Source organism: Novosphingobium colocasiae, from assembly GCF_014652555.1.
Lineage (GTDB): Bacteria > Pseudomonadota > Alphaproteobacteria > Sphingomonadales > Sphingomonadaceae > Novosphingobium > Novosphingobium colocasiae.
On sequence record NZ_BMZA01000004.1, the window covers coordinates 205,112 to 219,923 of the forward strand.

The 14,812-nt window shown below is 65.4% G+C and carries 19 protein-coding genes; 2 read left to right on the forward strand and 17 right to left on the reverse strand.

The features are described 5' to 3' along the window. The first annotated feature begins 400 nt into the window (after positions 1-400). Positions 401-940: a hypothetical protein gene (locus IE122_RS08675; protein WP_189620752.1), complete on the forward strand. Its 540-nt coding sequence runs from the start codon at positions 401-403 to the stop codon at positions 938-940. On the opposite strand, the gene IE122_RS08680 is transcribed toward IE122_RS08675, so the two are convergent. From IE122_RS08680 to IE122_RS08720, 9 genes are all read right to left on the reverse strand, one after another. After that, positions 937-1,935: a contractile injection system protein, VgrG/Pvc8 family gene (locus IE122_RS08680; protein WP_189620753.1), complete on the reverse strand. Its 999-nt coding sequence runs from the start codon at positions 1,933-1,935 to the stop codon at positions 937-939. The two genes, IE122_RS08675 and IE122_RS08680, sit on opposite strands and share 4 nt — an antisense overlap. Then, the gene (locus IE122_RS08685; protein WP_189620754.1) at positions 1,935-2,336 is read right to left on the reverse strand and encodes a phage tail protein; all 402 of its coding nucleotides are present in this window, start codon (positions 2,334-2,336) and stop codon (positions 1,935-1,937) included. Before IE122_RS08685 ends, IE122_RS08680 begins: the two co-directional genes overlap by 1 nt. Beyond that, positions 2,336-4,495: a phage tail tape measure protein gene (locus IE122_RS08690; RefSeq protein ID WP_189620755.1), complete on the reverse strand. Its 2,160-nt coding sequence runs from the start codon at positions 4,493-4,495 to the stop codon at positions 2,336-2,338. Before IE122_RS08690 ends, IE122_RS08685 begins: the two co-directional genes overlap by 1 nt. Further along, positions 4,492-4,647, reverse strand: coding sequence for a GpE family phage tail protein (locus IE122_RS08695; RefSeq protein ID WP_189620756.1), 156 nt, complete (start codon positions 4,645-4,647; stop codon positions 4,492-4,494). Before IE122_RS08695 ends, IE122_RS08690 begins: the two co-directional genes overlap by 4 nt. Beyond that, positions 4,647-5,003: a phage tail assembly protein gene (locus IE122_RS08700; RefSeq protein WP_189620757.1), complete on the reverse strand. Its 357-nt coding sequence runs from the start codon at positions 5,001-5,003 to the stop codon at positions 4,647-4,649. The genes IE122_RS08695 and IE122_RS08700 overlap by 1 nt, the downstream gene beginning before the upstream one ends. Before the next feature lie 131 nt (positions 5,004-5,134). Beyond that, positions 5,135-5,644, reverse strand: a complete 510-nt coding sequence (locus IE122_RS08705) for a phage major tail tube protein (RefSeq protein WP_189620758.1) — start codon at positions 5,642-5,644, stop codon at positions 5,135-5,137. Positions 5,645-5,659: 15 nt separating this feature from the next. After that, on the reverse strand, positions 5,660-6,790 hold the full coding sequence (locus IE122_RS08710; protein ID WP_189620759.1) for a phage tail sheath subtilisin-like domain-containing protein: 1,131 nt from the start codon (positions 6,788-6,790) through the stop codon (positions 5,660-5,662). Between the two features lie 12 nt (positions 6,791-6,802). Further along, on the reverse strand, positions 6,803-7,165 hold the full coding sequence (locus tag IE122_RS08715) for a GPW/gp25 family protein (RefSeq protein WP_189620760.1): 363 nt from the start codon (positions 7,163-7,165) through the stop codon (positions 6,803-6,805). 71 nt (positions 7,166-7,236) lie between these two features. After that, on the reverse strand, positions 7,237-7,584 hold the full coding sequence (locus IE122_RS08720) for a thermonuclease family protein (RefSeq protein ID WP_189620761.1): 348 nt from the start codon (positions 7,582-7,584) through the stop codon (positions 7,237-7,239). A gap of 152 nt (positions 7,585-7,736) precedes the next feature. On the opposite strand from IE122_RS08720, the gene IE122_RS08725 reads away from it, so the two are divergent. Further along, the gene (locus tag IE122_RS08725; RefSeq protein WP_189620762.1) at positions 7,737-8,105 is read left to right on the forward strand and encodes a hypothetical protein; all 369 of its coding nucleotides are present in this window, start codon (positions 7,737-7,739) and stop codon (positions 8,103-8,105) included. Between the two features lie 22 nt (positions 8,106-8,127). Here the strand turns inward: IE122_RS08725 and IE122_RS08730 are convergent, their stop codons facing one another. Genes IE122_RS08730 through IE122_RS08765 form a run of 8 tightly spaced genes read right to left on the reverse strand, consistent with a single transcriptional unit; the run spans position 8,128 to position 14,761 of the window. After that, the gene (locus IE122_RS08730) at positions 8,128-8,682 is read right to left on the reverse strand and encodes a phage baseplate assembly protein V (RefSeq protein WP_189620763.1); all 555 of its coding nucleotides are present in this window, start codon (positions 8,680-8,682) and stop codon (positions 8,128-8,130) included. After that, entirely contained in the window at positions 8,679-9,218 is a 540-nt protein-coding gene (locus tag IE122_RS08735) for a TIGR02594 family protein (protein ID WP_189620764.1), read from the reverse strand. The genes IE122_RS08730 and IE122_RS08735 overlap by 4 nt, the downstream gene beginning before the upstream one ends. Positions 9,219-9,220: 2 nt before the next feature. Beyond that, a complete protein-coding gene (locus tag IE122_RS08740) occupies positions 9,221-9,382 on the reverse strand; it encodes a hypothetical protein (protein WP_189620765.1) in 162 nt (53 codons plus the stop codon). Then, complete coding sequence (locus IE122_RS08745; RefSeq protein ID WP_189620766.1) at positions 9,379-9,735, reverse strand: hypothetical protein; 357 nt, start codon at positions 9,733-9,735, stop codon at positions 9,379-9,381. Before IE122_RS08745 ends, IE122_RS08740 begins: the two co-directional genes overlap by 4 nt. After that, entirely contained in the window at positions 9,732-12,131 is a 2,400-nt protein-coding gene (locus tag IE122_RS08750) for a tail fiber domain-containing protein (RefSeq protein ID WP_189620767.1), read from the reverse strand. Before IE122_RS08750 ends, IE122_RS08745 begins: the two co-directional genes overlap by 4 nt. Before the next feature lie 10 nt (positions 12,132-12,141). Further along, positions 12,142-13,245: a tail fiber protein gene (locus tag IE122_RS08755; RefSeq protein WP_189620768.1), complete on the reverse strand. Its 1,104-nt coding sequence runs from the start codon at positions 13,243-13,245 to the stop codon at positions 12,142-12,144. Beyond that, positions 13,245-13,871 carry a phage tail protein I gene (locus IE122_RS08760; protein ID WP_189620769.1) on the reverse strand — a complete coding sequence of 209 codons (627 nt, stop codon included), beginning with the start codon at positions 13,869-13,871 and terminating at the stop codon, positions 13,245-13,247. The genes IE122_RS08755 and IE122_RS08760 overlap by 1 nt, the downstream gene beginning before the upstream one ends. After that, entirely contained in the window at positions 13,868-14,761 is an 894-nt protein-coding gene (locus IE122_RS08765) for a baseplate assembly protein (protein ID WP_229813924.1), read from the reverse strand. Before IE122_RS08765 ends, IE122_RS08760 begins: the two co-directional genes overlap by 4 nt. Positions 14,762-14,812: the final 51 nt, after the last annotated feature.

Here is a 14,812-nt window from a genome sequence, read left to right on the forward strand (position 1 = left end):
GAATGGTCGCCCTCGCGGGGAAAGTTTAAGGGTGCCGACGACGTTGGTCAGCATTAAGGGGCGAAGAGGAAGGGATCAGGAGGGGTAAATTTGGAGCTTGGGGGAAGTGCGCCCACTAGCGGCGAAAGCGTCAGCAGCGTTCTGAACGCGACCGGGACATTAGCGGAAATCACTGGCCCAGGGTGGGCACTATCCACCCTGGTAGTAATTTTGCTATTATTACCCAGGTATGGATTGTTCGCGTATCTCGCGACCCTCTGGAAGGAGGATCGTGCGGATGCCCGGAAACGAAGAGTGGATTCAGAGCGTTTATCGGCCAAGTACCGGAATCGTCCGGAAATTCGGCGTCAAAGTCCGAAGGTTGGCCGCAAAGCGCAAGGAGAGATAGGAGGCGAATCACATGACTAGTTATGCGGTCGTCGTTTTCAGCGTCGCTATCGCGAGCTTTGGGTTGATTATGCTGGTCCGGCGAAACTTACGACAGCGACCCACTGCCCGCCATTTTCGCGACCTGTACATATCAATCGCGGATGACTTGGTGAGTGCGCCCGAATTGCCCCCCGAGTTTGCGCGACAGCTGGTAGCGATGTCTGCCCTCCCCGAAGGATGGTTGACCCGGTACATGGTCTTTAGCACGATTAAGGCGATGGTGTGGGGTGATAAGCACAATCCTGGGGCCAAGGATTTATCTGTTCATCGCATTCCGGTGCAGTATCGGGCGCGGTATGTGACAGCGATTTTTGCTTTTTTATTGAGCGACACTTATCGTTGTGCGTTGTTCGGGCGCGTTGTGCGCAGTGCCATACCTTGGTTAAAAGCTGCGATTCAGGAAGTTAAGCCGGATGTTAACGCTCACGCAACACAGACTATTGTGGAGCGAGTGTCCGAGTACCATCCTGCGAAGCGGTTTGAAGAGCGAGAATTGGCGGTTTGCGCCTAAATTTGAGTGCTTTCCAGCGCCAGTTTCTGCCTGATCCCGCCGCCGCCCATCGTGGTTTCAAGGCTTTCGACCAGCCATGTGATGCCGTCCACCGTCTTGCCCCAGCCTGACAGGGTGGCGGGCCGATTGGGCTGGATGGTGCAATCCGCCACGGCGAGATCGTATTCGAACTTGAAGCCGCCGCGTTTGCGCTTGCCGGCTTCGGCGTGGGCGGCCTGCTTTGCGTCCGCCTCGCTGGCGTAGACGCGCTTCAGCTTTTTCGGGTTCTTGCCGCCGGTGCTGACCTTTTTGCGGCGGCCGGCGGCCTGATCGTGCCACTGGGCTTCGGCCCCATCATTCTCGTCCCGATCGGCGCGGGTGAAGCGCCAAGCCCAGCCATCGCGGCGGGTGAGGGAAAGGGCAGGAATCGCCTTGCCGCCGGCGGTGGTGGCGCTGCCGACCGGAATGAAGATCAGCTTGCGATCCTTCCACGTGGCGACGGCGTCATAGCGGCTGCCGAGATCGCGGACGAAGGCCATGTCGCTCTTGCCGTGCTGATCGATCGCTGCGATGGGCTTGCCGGCCAGATCGGGGTGGACGCGGGCGGTGATGCCGTGGCGCGCGGCGATATCAGCCAGCACCGCGCCCAGGGTGGTATCCTTCCAGACTTTCGTGCGGCGCTGGCGATACTTGCCGGACAGATCGGCAGAGCGGGCGGTGATCGTGACCTGATCGGGATAGCCGCCTGCCTCCACCTCATCCACGGTGAAGCGGCCCTTGTCGATCAGGCCGGGTGTCACATCGTCCCCCTGCGCCCAGCCCAGCGCCAGTGACAGCACCTTGCCGGGCGCTGGCAGGGCGAGCAGGCCATCGGTGTTGTGCAGCGTGATCGACAGCTCGTCCGCCTCGCCGCCGCGCTTTTCGGTGAGGGTGAGGGCGAGCAGGCGCGGGTCGATCTTGTCAGCCAGATCCTTGCCATCGAGGGTGAGGCGCACTGCGGCGATGTTCGCCGGCATCAATCGTGCCGTTCGAGTTCGAGGGTGAAATCGACGCCGCGCGGGAGATTGCCGGCCAGAATGCCCCGGAACGCCTTGTTCAGCGACACGATGCGATAGGCCCCATAGATGATGCCTTGCCCGTCGATCAGGTCCCAGTGATCGCCGGTGCCCGCCATTTCTTCCAGCGTAGCAATGGCACCATAGGTGCCGGCGATTTCGGGGACGAGCAGGCCGGACAGGGTGATCCGATCGTCGCCCGGCCCGGCGAACTGGCTGGCGGCGCGCGCGCCGAAGCGATCGGCCTTTTCGTGCCGCCAGTCCATCTGCTGCTGGAATTCGGAATAGGCCCAGGTGTTCATCCCGAAGACGAACATGCCCAGCGACATCAGCGGCGGCAGGGTGACGGGGGCGGTGGCCATCAGCGATCCTCGTAACTGCCGCGCGCCTTGCGCGCCTTCATGCGGTCAATCAGATCGGCGGTGCGACGGGCGAGCGCTTCGCCATCCTCTCCGGGCTGCTGGTAGATCTTGAAGATGTACGTGTCGCCGCCGCCCCGGCCGGAGCCGATTGGCCCGGCGGCGGCCTGCATGGGGGAAAGGCTGATCGCGCCGGCAGCCATGACGCCCGCCGCCATGCGGCCGACGGCGCGGGCGGGGCCGTGGCGGTTCCCGTCTATCCCGCGTTCAAGTCCGCCGGCGACGTGGCCGCCCAGCGCCATGAACACGCGTGAAGGGCTGTTGATGCCGAGGTACTTGCGGAACGCGCTGACGCCGTTCCGGGCCACCTCGATCAGCTTCCACGCCAGCGCCATGGGATTGATCGCCAGCAGCATGCCCTGCATCATCATCGCGCCGATGTTCTTGAGCCACCCCGGCAAGCCGCCGATGGTCTTTTTCACCCAGGCGACGCCGCCCAAGAACGCGGCCTTGATCCGGTCCCAATGGGTATAGATCAGGTAAGCCGCCGCGCCGACGGCGACGACGATCGCGGTGATGAGCAGCACGATCGGGTTGGCGAGCATCATGGCCCCGGCGCGCAGGAAACCCTGGCCGAGGAAAATGACGGCCGTGCGCAGCAGGCCCAGCACGGGTGCCGCCTTTCGGGCGAAAGCGATGACGTTGGCCACCGGGCCCAGGATAGCGCCGAGCGCATACTGGGCCGCGCCGAGCCCGACCTTGAAGGTGATGAGCGCGGCGGCACCTTTCATCAGACCGGCGGCGAGCGCGGGGTGCGCCTGCGCCCAGTTGGCGACGGCGGTTGCGGCCGAGCCCATCATGCCCAGAACATCGGTTGCGACCGGCAGCAGCGTGGTGCCCAGGACAATCGCGAGGCGGGACGCGGTGCCGAGGAAGGCGCGCCACTGCACGGTGGCGTCGCGGGTGACGCGCTGGTCGAATGCTTTGTCTACCGTGCCCGATGACCGCGCGATCTGGGCGCGCATCTGCCGGTAATCATCCATGTTCTGGATCAGCGTGCGCAGCGCGGACTGCGCCTGCATATCCTCGAACGCGAAGCCGAGCTTGGCCATGTCGCCGCCGGTGGCCTTCTTCGTGATCTCGGCAATTGCTTCGATCGGCGTTTTTCCCTCGGCATAGGCACGCTTTAGAGCATTGGGCAGATCGACGCCGAAGTTCTTCTTGAACGCGGCGATCGTCCCCGGGGAATTGATCTTCGACAGCAGGTTCTGGACGTTGTTGGCCGCTTCGTCGGCATCGCCCGCACCGCGCCGGGCGATCTGCAGGGCGGCGGACAGATCGGCCACGGCCGGCACGCCCTTCTGCCCCAGCGCCTGCATCTGCGCGGTGAGGCTGGGGAAATGGCGCGCCATATCCTTCACCTCGAACGCGCCGGCATTGCCCGCCGCCGCCATGACATCGAGCGCGGCCGACGTCTGGGTGATGGGCACCTTGAGGTTGTTGAGGTTGGCGTAAGCTGCCGCCGCCCCGTCCGACAGGTCCACCTTGAAGGCGGTGCCGAGCCGGCCGATCGGCGCGATCATCAACGCGGCCTTGCGCGGATCCAGACCGAAGCCGGACAGGACATCGACGCCGGCGCGCATATCCTCCGGAAGCTGGCGCGCGGCGGCGGCTGCAGCGATGATGTTGTTGGCCATCTGCGCGGTGGCGCGATCGGACAGTTCGGCCTTCTGCTGGATATCGACCATGCCGCTGGAAAATTCGGCAGCCTTGGTGGTGGCAAGGATCAGCGGCGCGGCGAGCGCGGCCCCGCCCAGCACGTTTTCCTGCCCTTTGCCCTTCAAGGCGGCGGCGCGGTTGGCCATGGCCTGGCGATCGGCGTCGATCGCCATGATCCGCTGCTGGCGGGCGATACGGGACTGGACGGTTTCCAGTTCCTGCAGCTTCTGCTTCTGGCTGTTCCACAAGTGGGTGGTGTTGCCGGTGGTCTGCTCGATCAGGCGATCATAGCGCTTGATCTCATTCTGCAGCTTCTTCGCCTCGCCGTTGAGCGCGCGGATCGATTGCGAACCCTTCCTGCTCAGGCCGACGATGTTGCGCAGGCCGGTGGACATCTTGTCCACGCCGATGAAGTTGACCAGCAGGGAGAGCTTGTTGTTCATCCGACCAGTACCCGCGCCAGCTCCGCCGCGACAGCACGGTTGGACGCCTGCCAGCGCTCCATGGCGCGGCGATGGTGCGCCAGGAGTTCGTCAACCGGAAGCGCCTCAAGAACGGCCGGTGACCAGTGATAGATCAGCGCCAGGTCGGCCATCAGCTCTTCGGCTGATGTTCCGCGATCAGCATGGCGATGGCCTGCCGCTCGGCTGCCGTCATAAAAAAACCGCGAATGATCCCGCCGATTTCCATCAGGTCCGCCGGATCGAGCATATCTGCCTCATCATCCGTCAACGGCGGGTTGGAAATGCGCGGGATGACCTTGAGAAGCGCGGCGACGTTGCTGGCCGCCACGTCCTGCAGGTTGAGATCGCGCAGCTCGCCGCCGCGCGGCTTGCGGATCGTGATCGAGGGGATGGTGGTTTCACCGCGCACGATGGGTTCGACCAGCGATACCGTCTCGGTGCGGGGGCCATTGCTGGTTACGGCGGCGATTTCGGCGGGGCTGGTCATGCGCGGGGCTCCTGTTGATGCGGGGCGGGTGGGCCGGGAAAGGGCGAACCTGCAGGGCAGGTGGGACCGCCGTTCCCGGCCCGGCCGGTTCGCGGTGCCCCGCAATGGACCGCGCGCCGGGTTGGGAGAGATCAGCCTTGCAGGATGGCGGTGATTTCGGCGTAGCGATCGACGCCATCGACCATGAACACGCCGCCGATCATATCGATCTCTATTTCGACCCGGCCATCGACGACGCGGCGGTAGTAATTGAGGGGGGCGGTGTACTTGTGTTCGGTGGCATCGCCCGGCTTGTCCTTGCCGGGATCGATCTCGGTGAACCGGCCGCCGGCATAGATTTCAACGGCCTGCGCGGGGCTGCCATCGTCTGCCCTATAAGCGCCTACCAGGCGCAGGCGCACGCCTTCGACGTCTGTCGTGCCAAACGTGCGGAGCAGGCGCTTTTCGTGGCCGCCGAAAGTGAGGGTGGCTTCGAGCGGTTCAAGGCCCTTGTCCAGCTTGACGCTGCCGAGCATGCCGCCACCGCGGTAATCCTCGGTGCTGATCGCCAGCTTGGGCTGTTCGAATTCGGAAATGACGCCTTGGTAGCTGTTGCCGTTCACGAAGGCGTTCATATTCACGAGGGTGCGGGGCAGGCCCATGGCTTGTTCCTTTGCTTAGACGAGCTGGTCGGCGAAGCCGTCGTAGAACTCGGCCGTGTTGATGAGTTCGACGATCGGGTTTTCTAGCGGGGCGCAGGGCGTGTATTTCAGGCCGAAGGTGGGGCGGCCGGCGGCGAGCTGTTCGGCGCTGTTCTTGGTCCGGTCGAAGTAGAATTCCGCCCCGACGATGCGGCCTTCCACCTTGAGCTGGCGGCACTGCGCGTTGACGTTTTCCAGGCAGTCCTTGATCAGGCCCACGGTCATCGGCTGATCGAGGAAGGGGGCCATCGTCGCCTCGAGCAGATCGACCAGCGCATGGCGCGTGCGTACCGCGCTTTCGAAACTGAATTCGGGCTGTTCATTGCCGGCGCAGGTGCGCTGACCCCAGAAGCGATAGCCCTGACGGCGGATCATCGTGGTGATCGGCGCGGCGTTGAGCACGCCGGCATCAGTGGACGGATCGAGCAGATCGAAATGCACGCTCTTCGTGATCGAGGTGACGCCGCCGAGCGGGACGTTGCTGATGGTCTTGTGCCAGCCCTGTTCCTCATCGATCTTCGCGCGCAGGCCCAGCGCATCGGCGATGGCGCAGCCTTCCCAGTCGTTCACATCTGGCCAGAACAGCATCATGTCGCGCGCGCCGAATTCATCGCGGTAGACCACTGCCTCGGCAATATCGTCGCCGATAGCCGCGACATAGGCAAAGCCGCGCAGGCGGGCGGCGGCGACGGCCAGTTCGGCGCTGACCGCCTGGGTATCGAGGCCGGGCGCGCCGAGGATGCGCGGGCGCTGCCCCGTGACGCTTTCGGCTGCCATGAGCGCCTGGATGCCGGCGATTACCAGATCATCCTGATCCTCTTCGCCCGTAGCGATGGGCACGCGCAAGACGTTGACGATCGGACTGCACTGATCGCCGATGGCCTCGAGCGCCTTGGCCAGGGTGCCGCCAGTGCCGGCCTTGCCCGCCGCCGCATCGACATCGGTGACCAGCACCGGGGTGTTGAGCGGGAAGGCGGCGTTGAGATCGGTGGTGGGCTGGCCCACGGCGGCGCTGGCGGTGGCGATCAGGCCGATGATCGCGGTGCTGCGGACCTGGGCGCTGCGGGCGCCGGTGGTGGTATCGGTGATGGTCAGGCCGTGGTGCATGGCGGGATCCTTCTACGCTGCGATCAGGGCGGGGAGGGGGATGGCAAGGGTGGTGCGCGCGGTGGGCGCAGGCACATCGGTGCGGGTGCCGGACAGGGTGATGACCAGGCTGCCCCCTGCTGGCGTGCCGGACAGGGCGATTTTCGAGAGCCTGATGCGCGGCTCCCAGCGGCGCAGGGCCACGGCGGTGGCGGCACGCAGCAGCATGGCGGTGGCAGCGTTGAGTGGCTGGTCGATCAGATCGAACAGGAGCGAACCGTATTCGCGGCGCATGGTCCGCGTGCCGATCGGCGTGGACAGGATATCGGCGATCGACTGCGCAAGGTGCTGCGCGCCGTCAATGGCCTGGCCGGTGGTGGCGTTCATCCCGTTCATGGGATGGAGGCATGGCGCGGAACGCGCGCGCGCGGCCAGTGGGCGGCGGGGTGACGCGGCGCGTTACACAGCTACCAGCGGCGGGCGAGGCCCCGCGCGATCAGATATTCGCCGGCGTCGCGGCCGTTGACGGTTACGGTGGCGAGGGTGCGGCCGTAGCGATCTCTGCCGCTGCGATCGATGCGCACCGGGCCGGTGGCGATCAGAGCGGACAGGGCATCGCGGCTGCGATAGCCGAGATCGTAATCGCACCAGGCGCGGGGGCGATGTTCGGTGCACTTGGGGCTGCCGGGCAGTTCGGGCGCATCGATATTGGCGATGCGGATGCGTTCGCCCGCGCAGGTGCGGAATGTATCGCCGTCGTGCACTGAGGCAATGCACGCGGCGGCTGCGGCTGCGAGGATTAGGGGCGCGGGCATTTCGATAATCTTTCCCAATAGCGATCGGCAGTTCAGAGTGTTAAAATCCGCGTGCTCGGACCCTCTTAGGGGGGCAGAATTTTCAACAGCGAAGCGTTTAGAATGCAATTGGGTTCGAGCACTGCTCCCGGCACCACTTTGGATAAATTTTCATGAAATACAGTGGCATAGATCAATTTGAGGGCGAGCCAGTCCTTGAATGGTTTGAGAGATTGCTAGCGGTTCACAGCTTCCTCGATAGTGAACGTAACGAGCAGCATTCGAACCGAAGGCGGGGCATCTACGAAGACGAGTTTGATGAAGAGCCGCCAAGAGACCAATCCGGAAACCTATTCATGGTCGCCGACGATGGCGCGTTTGACGAAGATGCCTTTTTGGCTCACCGCGCCTCACAAATAAAACGAACCCATGCAATCCGAGCATCTGAATTCCACCTGAGCAATGCTTTGCAGCAATATGCCGCTGCTCTGTCGCACTACCGTTCAACGCTTGGATGTGAAATTCCCGATGACACTGATTAGAATTCGTCGATAGTAATCGAGTTCAGAGCGGCCCGCCAGTCTGACTGGTGCCGCTCTGAACATTTCCGTGCTTGTGGCCGGTGAGGCTGATTCCGGAAGCAGTCACGTCCTCGCTGACGGTGACCGTGCCTTCGATCGATACGTCGCCCCGGATCGTCAGGCCGCCGGGTGCATCGATTTCGGCGGTTCCACCGGCGGGCAGGGTGACGCTCAAGGCGTGGCCGACCGGATCGTAAGCGATTCGCGCGCCATCGGCGAACAGGAAGAATTCGGTTAGGGTCACACCCGGTGGCGGGAAAGCGTCCTGCCAGATTCCGGTGAGCGCGACCGCCCCGGCCAACTGGCCATCAGGTGCGAGAACTATGACCTGTTCGCCGACGCTGGGCGGGGACCAGACGCGGGTCTGCCCGGCACGCGAGGCAAGCCAGCGGATCGGCGGCGTTTCCGCACCGCCGTCGTCATCATCGGGGTCGCCATAGCGCACGGTGCAGGTGGCTGCGGCGAGATCGACGGCGGTGACGGTGCCGAGCCGGATCAGTTCGGACAGGTCGGCCGGGATGTCTTCTTGCTGTTTCACGCCTCGTTGACCGAGAGCGCCCCGGCGATCGCCACGCGATAGGGTCGCACGCTCGTGGGTTGGCCGACCTCCCAGATCGGGCGACGGGCGGTGACCAACCGGGACTTGAGGATGCGGGTGATGCACACCTTGTCCCCCTGATTGCCGCCCAGCACATGATAGGCCGTCGCATCCTCGGCAATGTAGAAGCCGACGTGCCCACCGCCGTCGCGCCGGAAAACCAGCACATCGCCCAGTGATGGCACAAGCGAAGGCTGGCCGAACTTCGCCCAGTTCGCGGCCCACAGCGGCCCGGAGATCACCGGTTTTCCGGCACGCTTGCAGCACACCGCGACGAACAGGCCGCACCATGGGACGCTATCATGACCGTAGACGGCGGCCACATCCTTGCCCACCTCGCGCGCCCAGGCGAGGATAACCGGGTTGTCGGCGGGGCCGGGTGCTTCGAACGTGCCGTGAAGAGCAAGCGCCTCGCTGATCAGGCGCGGAAGCGGCGTTTTTCCGGCCAGCCATTCATATCCACGTGGGTAGGCCATGGTCATTTCCTTTTCGGGAAAAGGCGGGCGCGGAGCTGGGCGGCGGGGCAGCGCCAGTGCGGTTCGATGGCGAGGATGCGCTTGTGCAGCCGCCGGGCGCGCCAGTAGGCGAAGGCAGACAGCGCGGCCGGGAGCGCGAAGGCGAGATCGGCCAGCCAGGTCACGGCGTGCGGCCCTGATCGGCATCGAGTCCCAGGCGGCGGCGCATCAGCGTCTGCAGAGCGTCCAGGAAAAACGCGAAGCCCAGCGCGCCCAGCACCATGCTGAACAGCACGACGCCCTCGATCGGCCAGTCGCGCAGCTTGCCCACGGTCACGCTGATGGTGGCGAAGGCCGGGATGGCGGAGAGTTCGGAGATGGTCAGCCAGCGCCGCTTGCGCCGCCACAGGATCAGCGCCGCCGGATCGGCAGGCGGCTCGGGTGCCATGCCGAACAGCAGCCAGCCCAGACGTGCGCCGCACAGGGCAAGCGCGGCTCCCAGCGACGCCAGCCAGACAAGGAGATCGTCGAGCTTCACGCCGCGCCCCCGTCCAGCGCCGCCATCATCAGCCAGTGCAGCCCGCTTTCGCGCAACCCAAAGAGCCGGCCACCGGGGCGCACCAGGCGCTTGCCGACGAGCCGCAACTCCTCCCCGGCCGGAACGGTACGCTTTTCGTCGCGGATGACCTTTTTGCCGTGTTTATCGAGCAGGCCGGTTTCGACCGGCACCACCTCCTCGCGCGTCAGTTCGACGTATTCGGTCACATCCTCCCACTCATCATCCCACACGTCGCAGCACAAAAAGGCGAGGCGGAACGACGGCCTCTCGGGCACGGTGAAAACGGTGCGGTTGGCCCAATCCTCGGGAGAGAGCACCGTGCCGGCCGCATATGGATTGACCACCGCATCGCGCCAGTCATCGGCCGCAGCCTGTTCGATCCCGGCATCGATCAGGATCTGGATAACCCGCTGGGCCCGCACGCCGACGTGTATGCGCGCGCCATCCTCACCCTTTTCGGCAACCGAATCGTTGAACTGGAACGTTCCGATCTCGGCGCGGATCGCTGCGGCGGCGGCGCGGTGCGCGTCCGTGAGGCCACCGATCCAGTGCTTGTCATGCTCGTCCGAGGTGTTGATCGTGCCGGTCGAGGCATAGATCGTTGTCCAGCGAAATGACGCGCTGCCGTTGGCGTAGACATTGTCGCTGGCGGGGCGGAAATGGCTGCCCGCGACAATATCGCCCAGCCCGCTCCCGGTGCGGTTGAAGGCCAGGGCGGTCAGCGTCGAGTTGTCGTCCTTGATGTACCGCAGGGATAGCACGCCGCTGGAAAGGACCAGCGCACCACCCTTGAGATCGGCACTGCCGGCCTTGTTGTGCAGGACGTAGCCCGGCGTGACGCCGCCCAACACCATAGCGGGAGTGCAGGGCCCCTTGTTCGGGACCGTGTAGTTGTTGCCGAACAGCCAGGTTGGCGTCGATGCCTGCGACGCGTCGATGCGATCGAGGTTGGAGTAGCGACCGGACGCAAACGTATAGGGGATCGAGACCGACTGTGCCGCGTGGGACAGCATGGCAGGATCGGCCCCGGTATCGGTTCCCCGCACGCGGATGTTCGAGCAGGACCATTCGATGTGGGGCACGTTGCTGCCGCTGATGCTGATCGCATCAGCGGGCTTCTTGTAGGCTCCTCCATCCGGGATCGACGAAATATGATCGAGCGCGTGGATCAACACCCGTGCGCCGGCCTCCGGGTTCACCAGCTTGACCGCATTCTGGTTGCCCTCCACCCCGGCGAAGTCATTCATGACCCGGCATTCGGACTTCGGGATGGTGAGCAGAGTCGTCCCCTGCTGCGCACACAGGTTGGTCATGCGGATCAGCGCATCGGTGTGCCCGTCCCCCGAAATTTCAAAGAAATGCGCCGCCTGGTGGCCGTATTGGGCCGCCGACGTAAAATCGATGCCAACAGCGCCGTTCCACAAGAGCTTGCCCGGCCCCACTCTGCCCGGCAGCATGCCCAGCGGCAATTCGATGCCGCCCGTGCCGAAGCCGCGAATGGTGAATTGCTCGATCGTGCTTGTGTCCTGCAGCGTCACCGGTTCGCCGGTCGGCATCCGCGCGGAAATGCCGTAGCCGCCCGTGCCGTTCTTCCCGCCCACCAGCGCCAGATTGCGCAACTGGCCGAACCACCAGTATTTTCCGCCCGTGAAATGACCGCCCATCCGCACGCCATCGCCACTGTCGGCGCGCGTGATCACGGTGGCGCACTTGTCGCTGGCTTCCTGATGCCCGTTGCCTTCCAGCGTCGATCCTTCGGAGACCGCCAGCGGTGCCAGCCCGGTGATACTGTACGAACCGGCGCGCAGCGTGACTTTCCGCCGGAGCGATTGCGCGCCGACCGTATCCGCCGCAGCCTTGTCCAGCGCCTGCTGGATCGTCGCATAGTCCGCGCCGCGCAGATCGTCGCGCAGGACATCGGCCGCCGTGCGGTCGATCGCCCCGGTGCCATCGGCCTTGTGGCCCAGAGCGTGCGTGCCCTTGCCATCGGCGGTGGACTGCATCACCCGCTTGCTCAACGGCTGATCGGCGGTGAGCTCGTAGCCCGGTACGCCGACCGTGCGGAGATAGCGGCGATCTTCGCCATCCGGGTTTTCGCCGGTCACCTGCGGGCAGACGAACGCCACGCCCGGTGCGAAATCGGCCAGTGCGGCGGCGATCGTGGCGCGATAGTTCGTGCCCGCCTCGGCCGCGATGGCTGCGCCTTCAGCGGCGGCGGCGCTGGCGGCGGCGGCATCGACATGCGGCTGCGCCAGACGATCGACCAGCGGGCCGGCCGGCGTCTGGCGGGTCTGGCCGTTGACCACGATCGGCAGGGTTTCGGTGCCGTCGATATCCTCGGTGGAGTGGGGCGGCAGCGCGGTAATCTTGGACATGGCGTTGCCCTCAGGTCTTGATGCAGTAGAGGACCGCGCGGTTGCGCGGCCGGGTTTCGGTGCCACCGGCGGCCGAGATGTAGTTGGCCTGCGGCGCATCAGAGGCGCGCACCATCCGGTCATTCTCCTCGCTGCCGTCGTGGCTGGCGTAGAGTTCGGTCGAGATTTTCAGGCCGTGCGCATGTTCCTTGAGCTCATCGGCCTGGAAGCTCGCGAAATCGCGGTCCGCGTCGATGCCGCGCCCATCGTCCCAACCGCGCAGGAACTCGCCGCGCAGATCGGGCAGGTTGAAAGTGGTTGAACCGTCACCGCCGCCCCACTCGGTGCTGATGGCAGAGAACAGCGCGGCATAGGTCTCGCGCGAGACCGCCGCGCCGTTGCAGGCCAGCCATCCGGCGGGTGCTACCGCCATGGCGAACGCCGCCACCTGTCCGGCGGGCGCGTACCAGGCTCCGTGCCGGCCATCGAGCAGATCGGCATCGAGTCCGCTGCCCGCGCCATCATTCGATGGCCGCCAGACGTCGGTCAGAAGTGCGGCGAGGCTGGCGGTCAGCGAACCGATCGCGGCGGTGACAGGGCCCAGCAGGGCTGCCAGCAGCGCGGCCAGCTTGAGCGGGGTGACGATGCGCTGATCGTCCGTGCCGGCGTTTACTTCGCCCTGCGTTGCGATTTCCGCCACGCCCTGGCTTTCCTCGGTCGCCGCCGGATAAGTGAAGACGGCATTGCCATAGGCGATGTTGGCGGCCAGATCGGCCTCGAACGCGATATCGAAGGCCAGCAGGCCGAACGCCAGCGCCACCTTGGTCATGATCGGATCGGCGCTGGGATGCACCGCGAACAGCGTGCCGTCCGCCAGAAACAGGCCGAGGCCGGTGGCGGTCCAGGTATCCCCGCTGGTATCGTAAGCGGTGAGGTGGGTGACGTTCGGCGCGGTGGCCACGCCGCTGGCAACATCGAGCCGCTTGAATTCACCCGGCAGCGCGGTGAGCGTGGGCGCATAGTCGAACGCGGTGGCGGTGAGCCCCAGTTCGGTGATTTCCACCGGATCGGTGCCGCTGGCCGCCTGCACGGCGGCAAGGCCGGCATCGGTCATCTTGAGGACGATCACCGCCATCAACTGGTCTCCAGATAATCGAGGCCATCCTCGGTGCGGATCGGCTCGCCATCCTCGGTCTGCAGCACGATCGACCAGTCACGGCTCGTATCGATCATGGTGGTGGCGGCGGCGCGGTACATGCTACCCGCCAGCCCGCCGGCGGCGAGATAAAGCCCGGCCTGCGCCTCCAGCACCTGCACGAAATCGAAATGGGCGCGCAGCGGCTTGGCGGCGGCGACATCGCGGATGAGCGCCGATGCCGTATCGGCGGTGAGGAATTCAGCGCCGATATCGGCCGGGGCGCGCACTTCGAAGGTGTGCGGATCGCGCGTGGGTGTCGTCTCCCACCATTCGGTGAGCGAAAGCAGCGGGTGGAAGCGCGCCAGCACCTGTTCCACCGCCGCGCGGGTGCCTTTGACCTGATGGTACGGGATGGCGGCGGCGACGGCGGTGCGCTTCTCGGCTTCGGTCCAGGCGCTGTCCCAATGGCTGATCGCCAGGCCCCAGGCGAGGAACGGCAGCACCTCGGCCGGGCAGTTCGCCGGATCCCACAGCGTGCCCACGGTGGACAGATCGATGCCCGACAGCATCGCCTGTTCCAGCGCGCGTTCGGCCGGGGTGGCGTTGGGCGGCAGCAGGCTCACAGTTCGGTGCCCGCGATGGTTACATCGATCGAAACGGCGCTGCCGATCTGGTGGCTGGTGATGGCGATATCGTCAGCCGGGCTGATCAGGTTGACCCGCTGGACATTGCCGACATGCAGCGCGGCGATCAGCGCCGAACGGGCGACATCGCGGCCCAAGCGGCGGACGGTGGCAAGGTGCGCGGTCAGCGCCGCCTGCGCGGTTTCGAGGATCAGCGCCTGATCGGGCCCGGCGAACACGTAAAGCTCTGCCTCGATCGCGAAATCGACCAGCTCGGCCGGCTGCACGATGACGTGATCGGTCAAGGGGCGGATGGGCCCCTGCAGCAGCGCGTTGACCGCATCGAGCACGTCGGTGGACGGCACACCATCGCCGCTGGCGGACAGCACGGTAACCACCACTTCGCCGGGGCTGGGCGAGACGGCGGTAGCGTCCGCCACATCGCCGTGCGCCGATCGAGCGTGATAGACATAGGCCAGCTCCGGCCCTGCGACCGAGAAGCTGTGCGGGGCGAGCTGGATGCGCTGGCGATAGGCGGTATCGCTTTCCATCACCGCCGCCGTCGTTTCCGTCGCCGGGGTGACGGTGAGCCGTTCGACATCATACAGCGCGCCGAGCTGGTCGAGATTGCTGCCGGTCGCGAACGCCAGCAGCAGTTGTTTGGCGGCGTGGTTGCAGGCTTCGGCGAGCACCAGTTCGTCATAGCCATCCGCTTCCAGTAGCTTCATGGCCGGGTCGCTTTCGACCAGCGCCGTAAATTCCGGGCGCAGCGCGATCAGCCGCGCCAGCTTGCCGGCGAGGCGCGTTTCGAAATCCGGTTGCGGAACCAGATCCGGCGCGGGCAGCGCGGATAGATCGACGGCGGGGGATGAGGCGATGGAACCGACCATGACCGCTGGCATGGGCCATCCGCGCGCGCGCAGGACAGGGGGCGGCGGTGT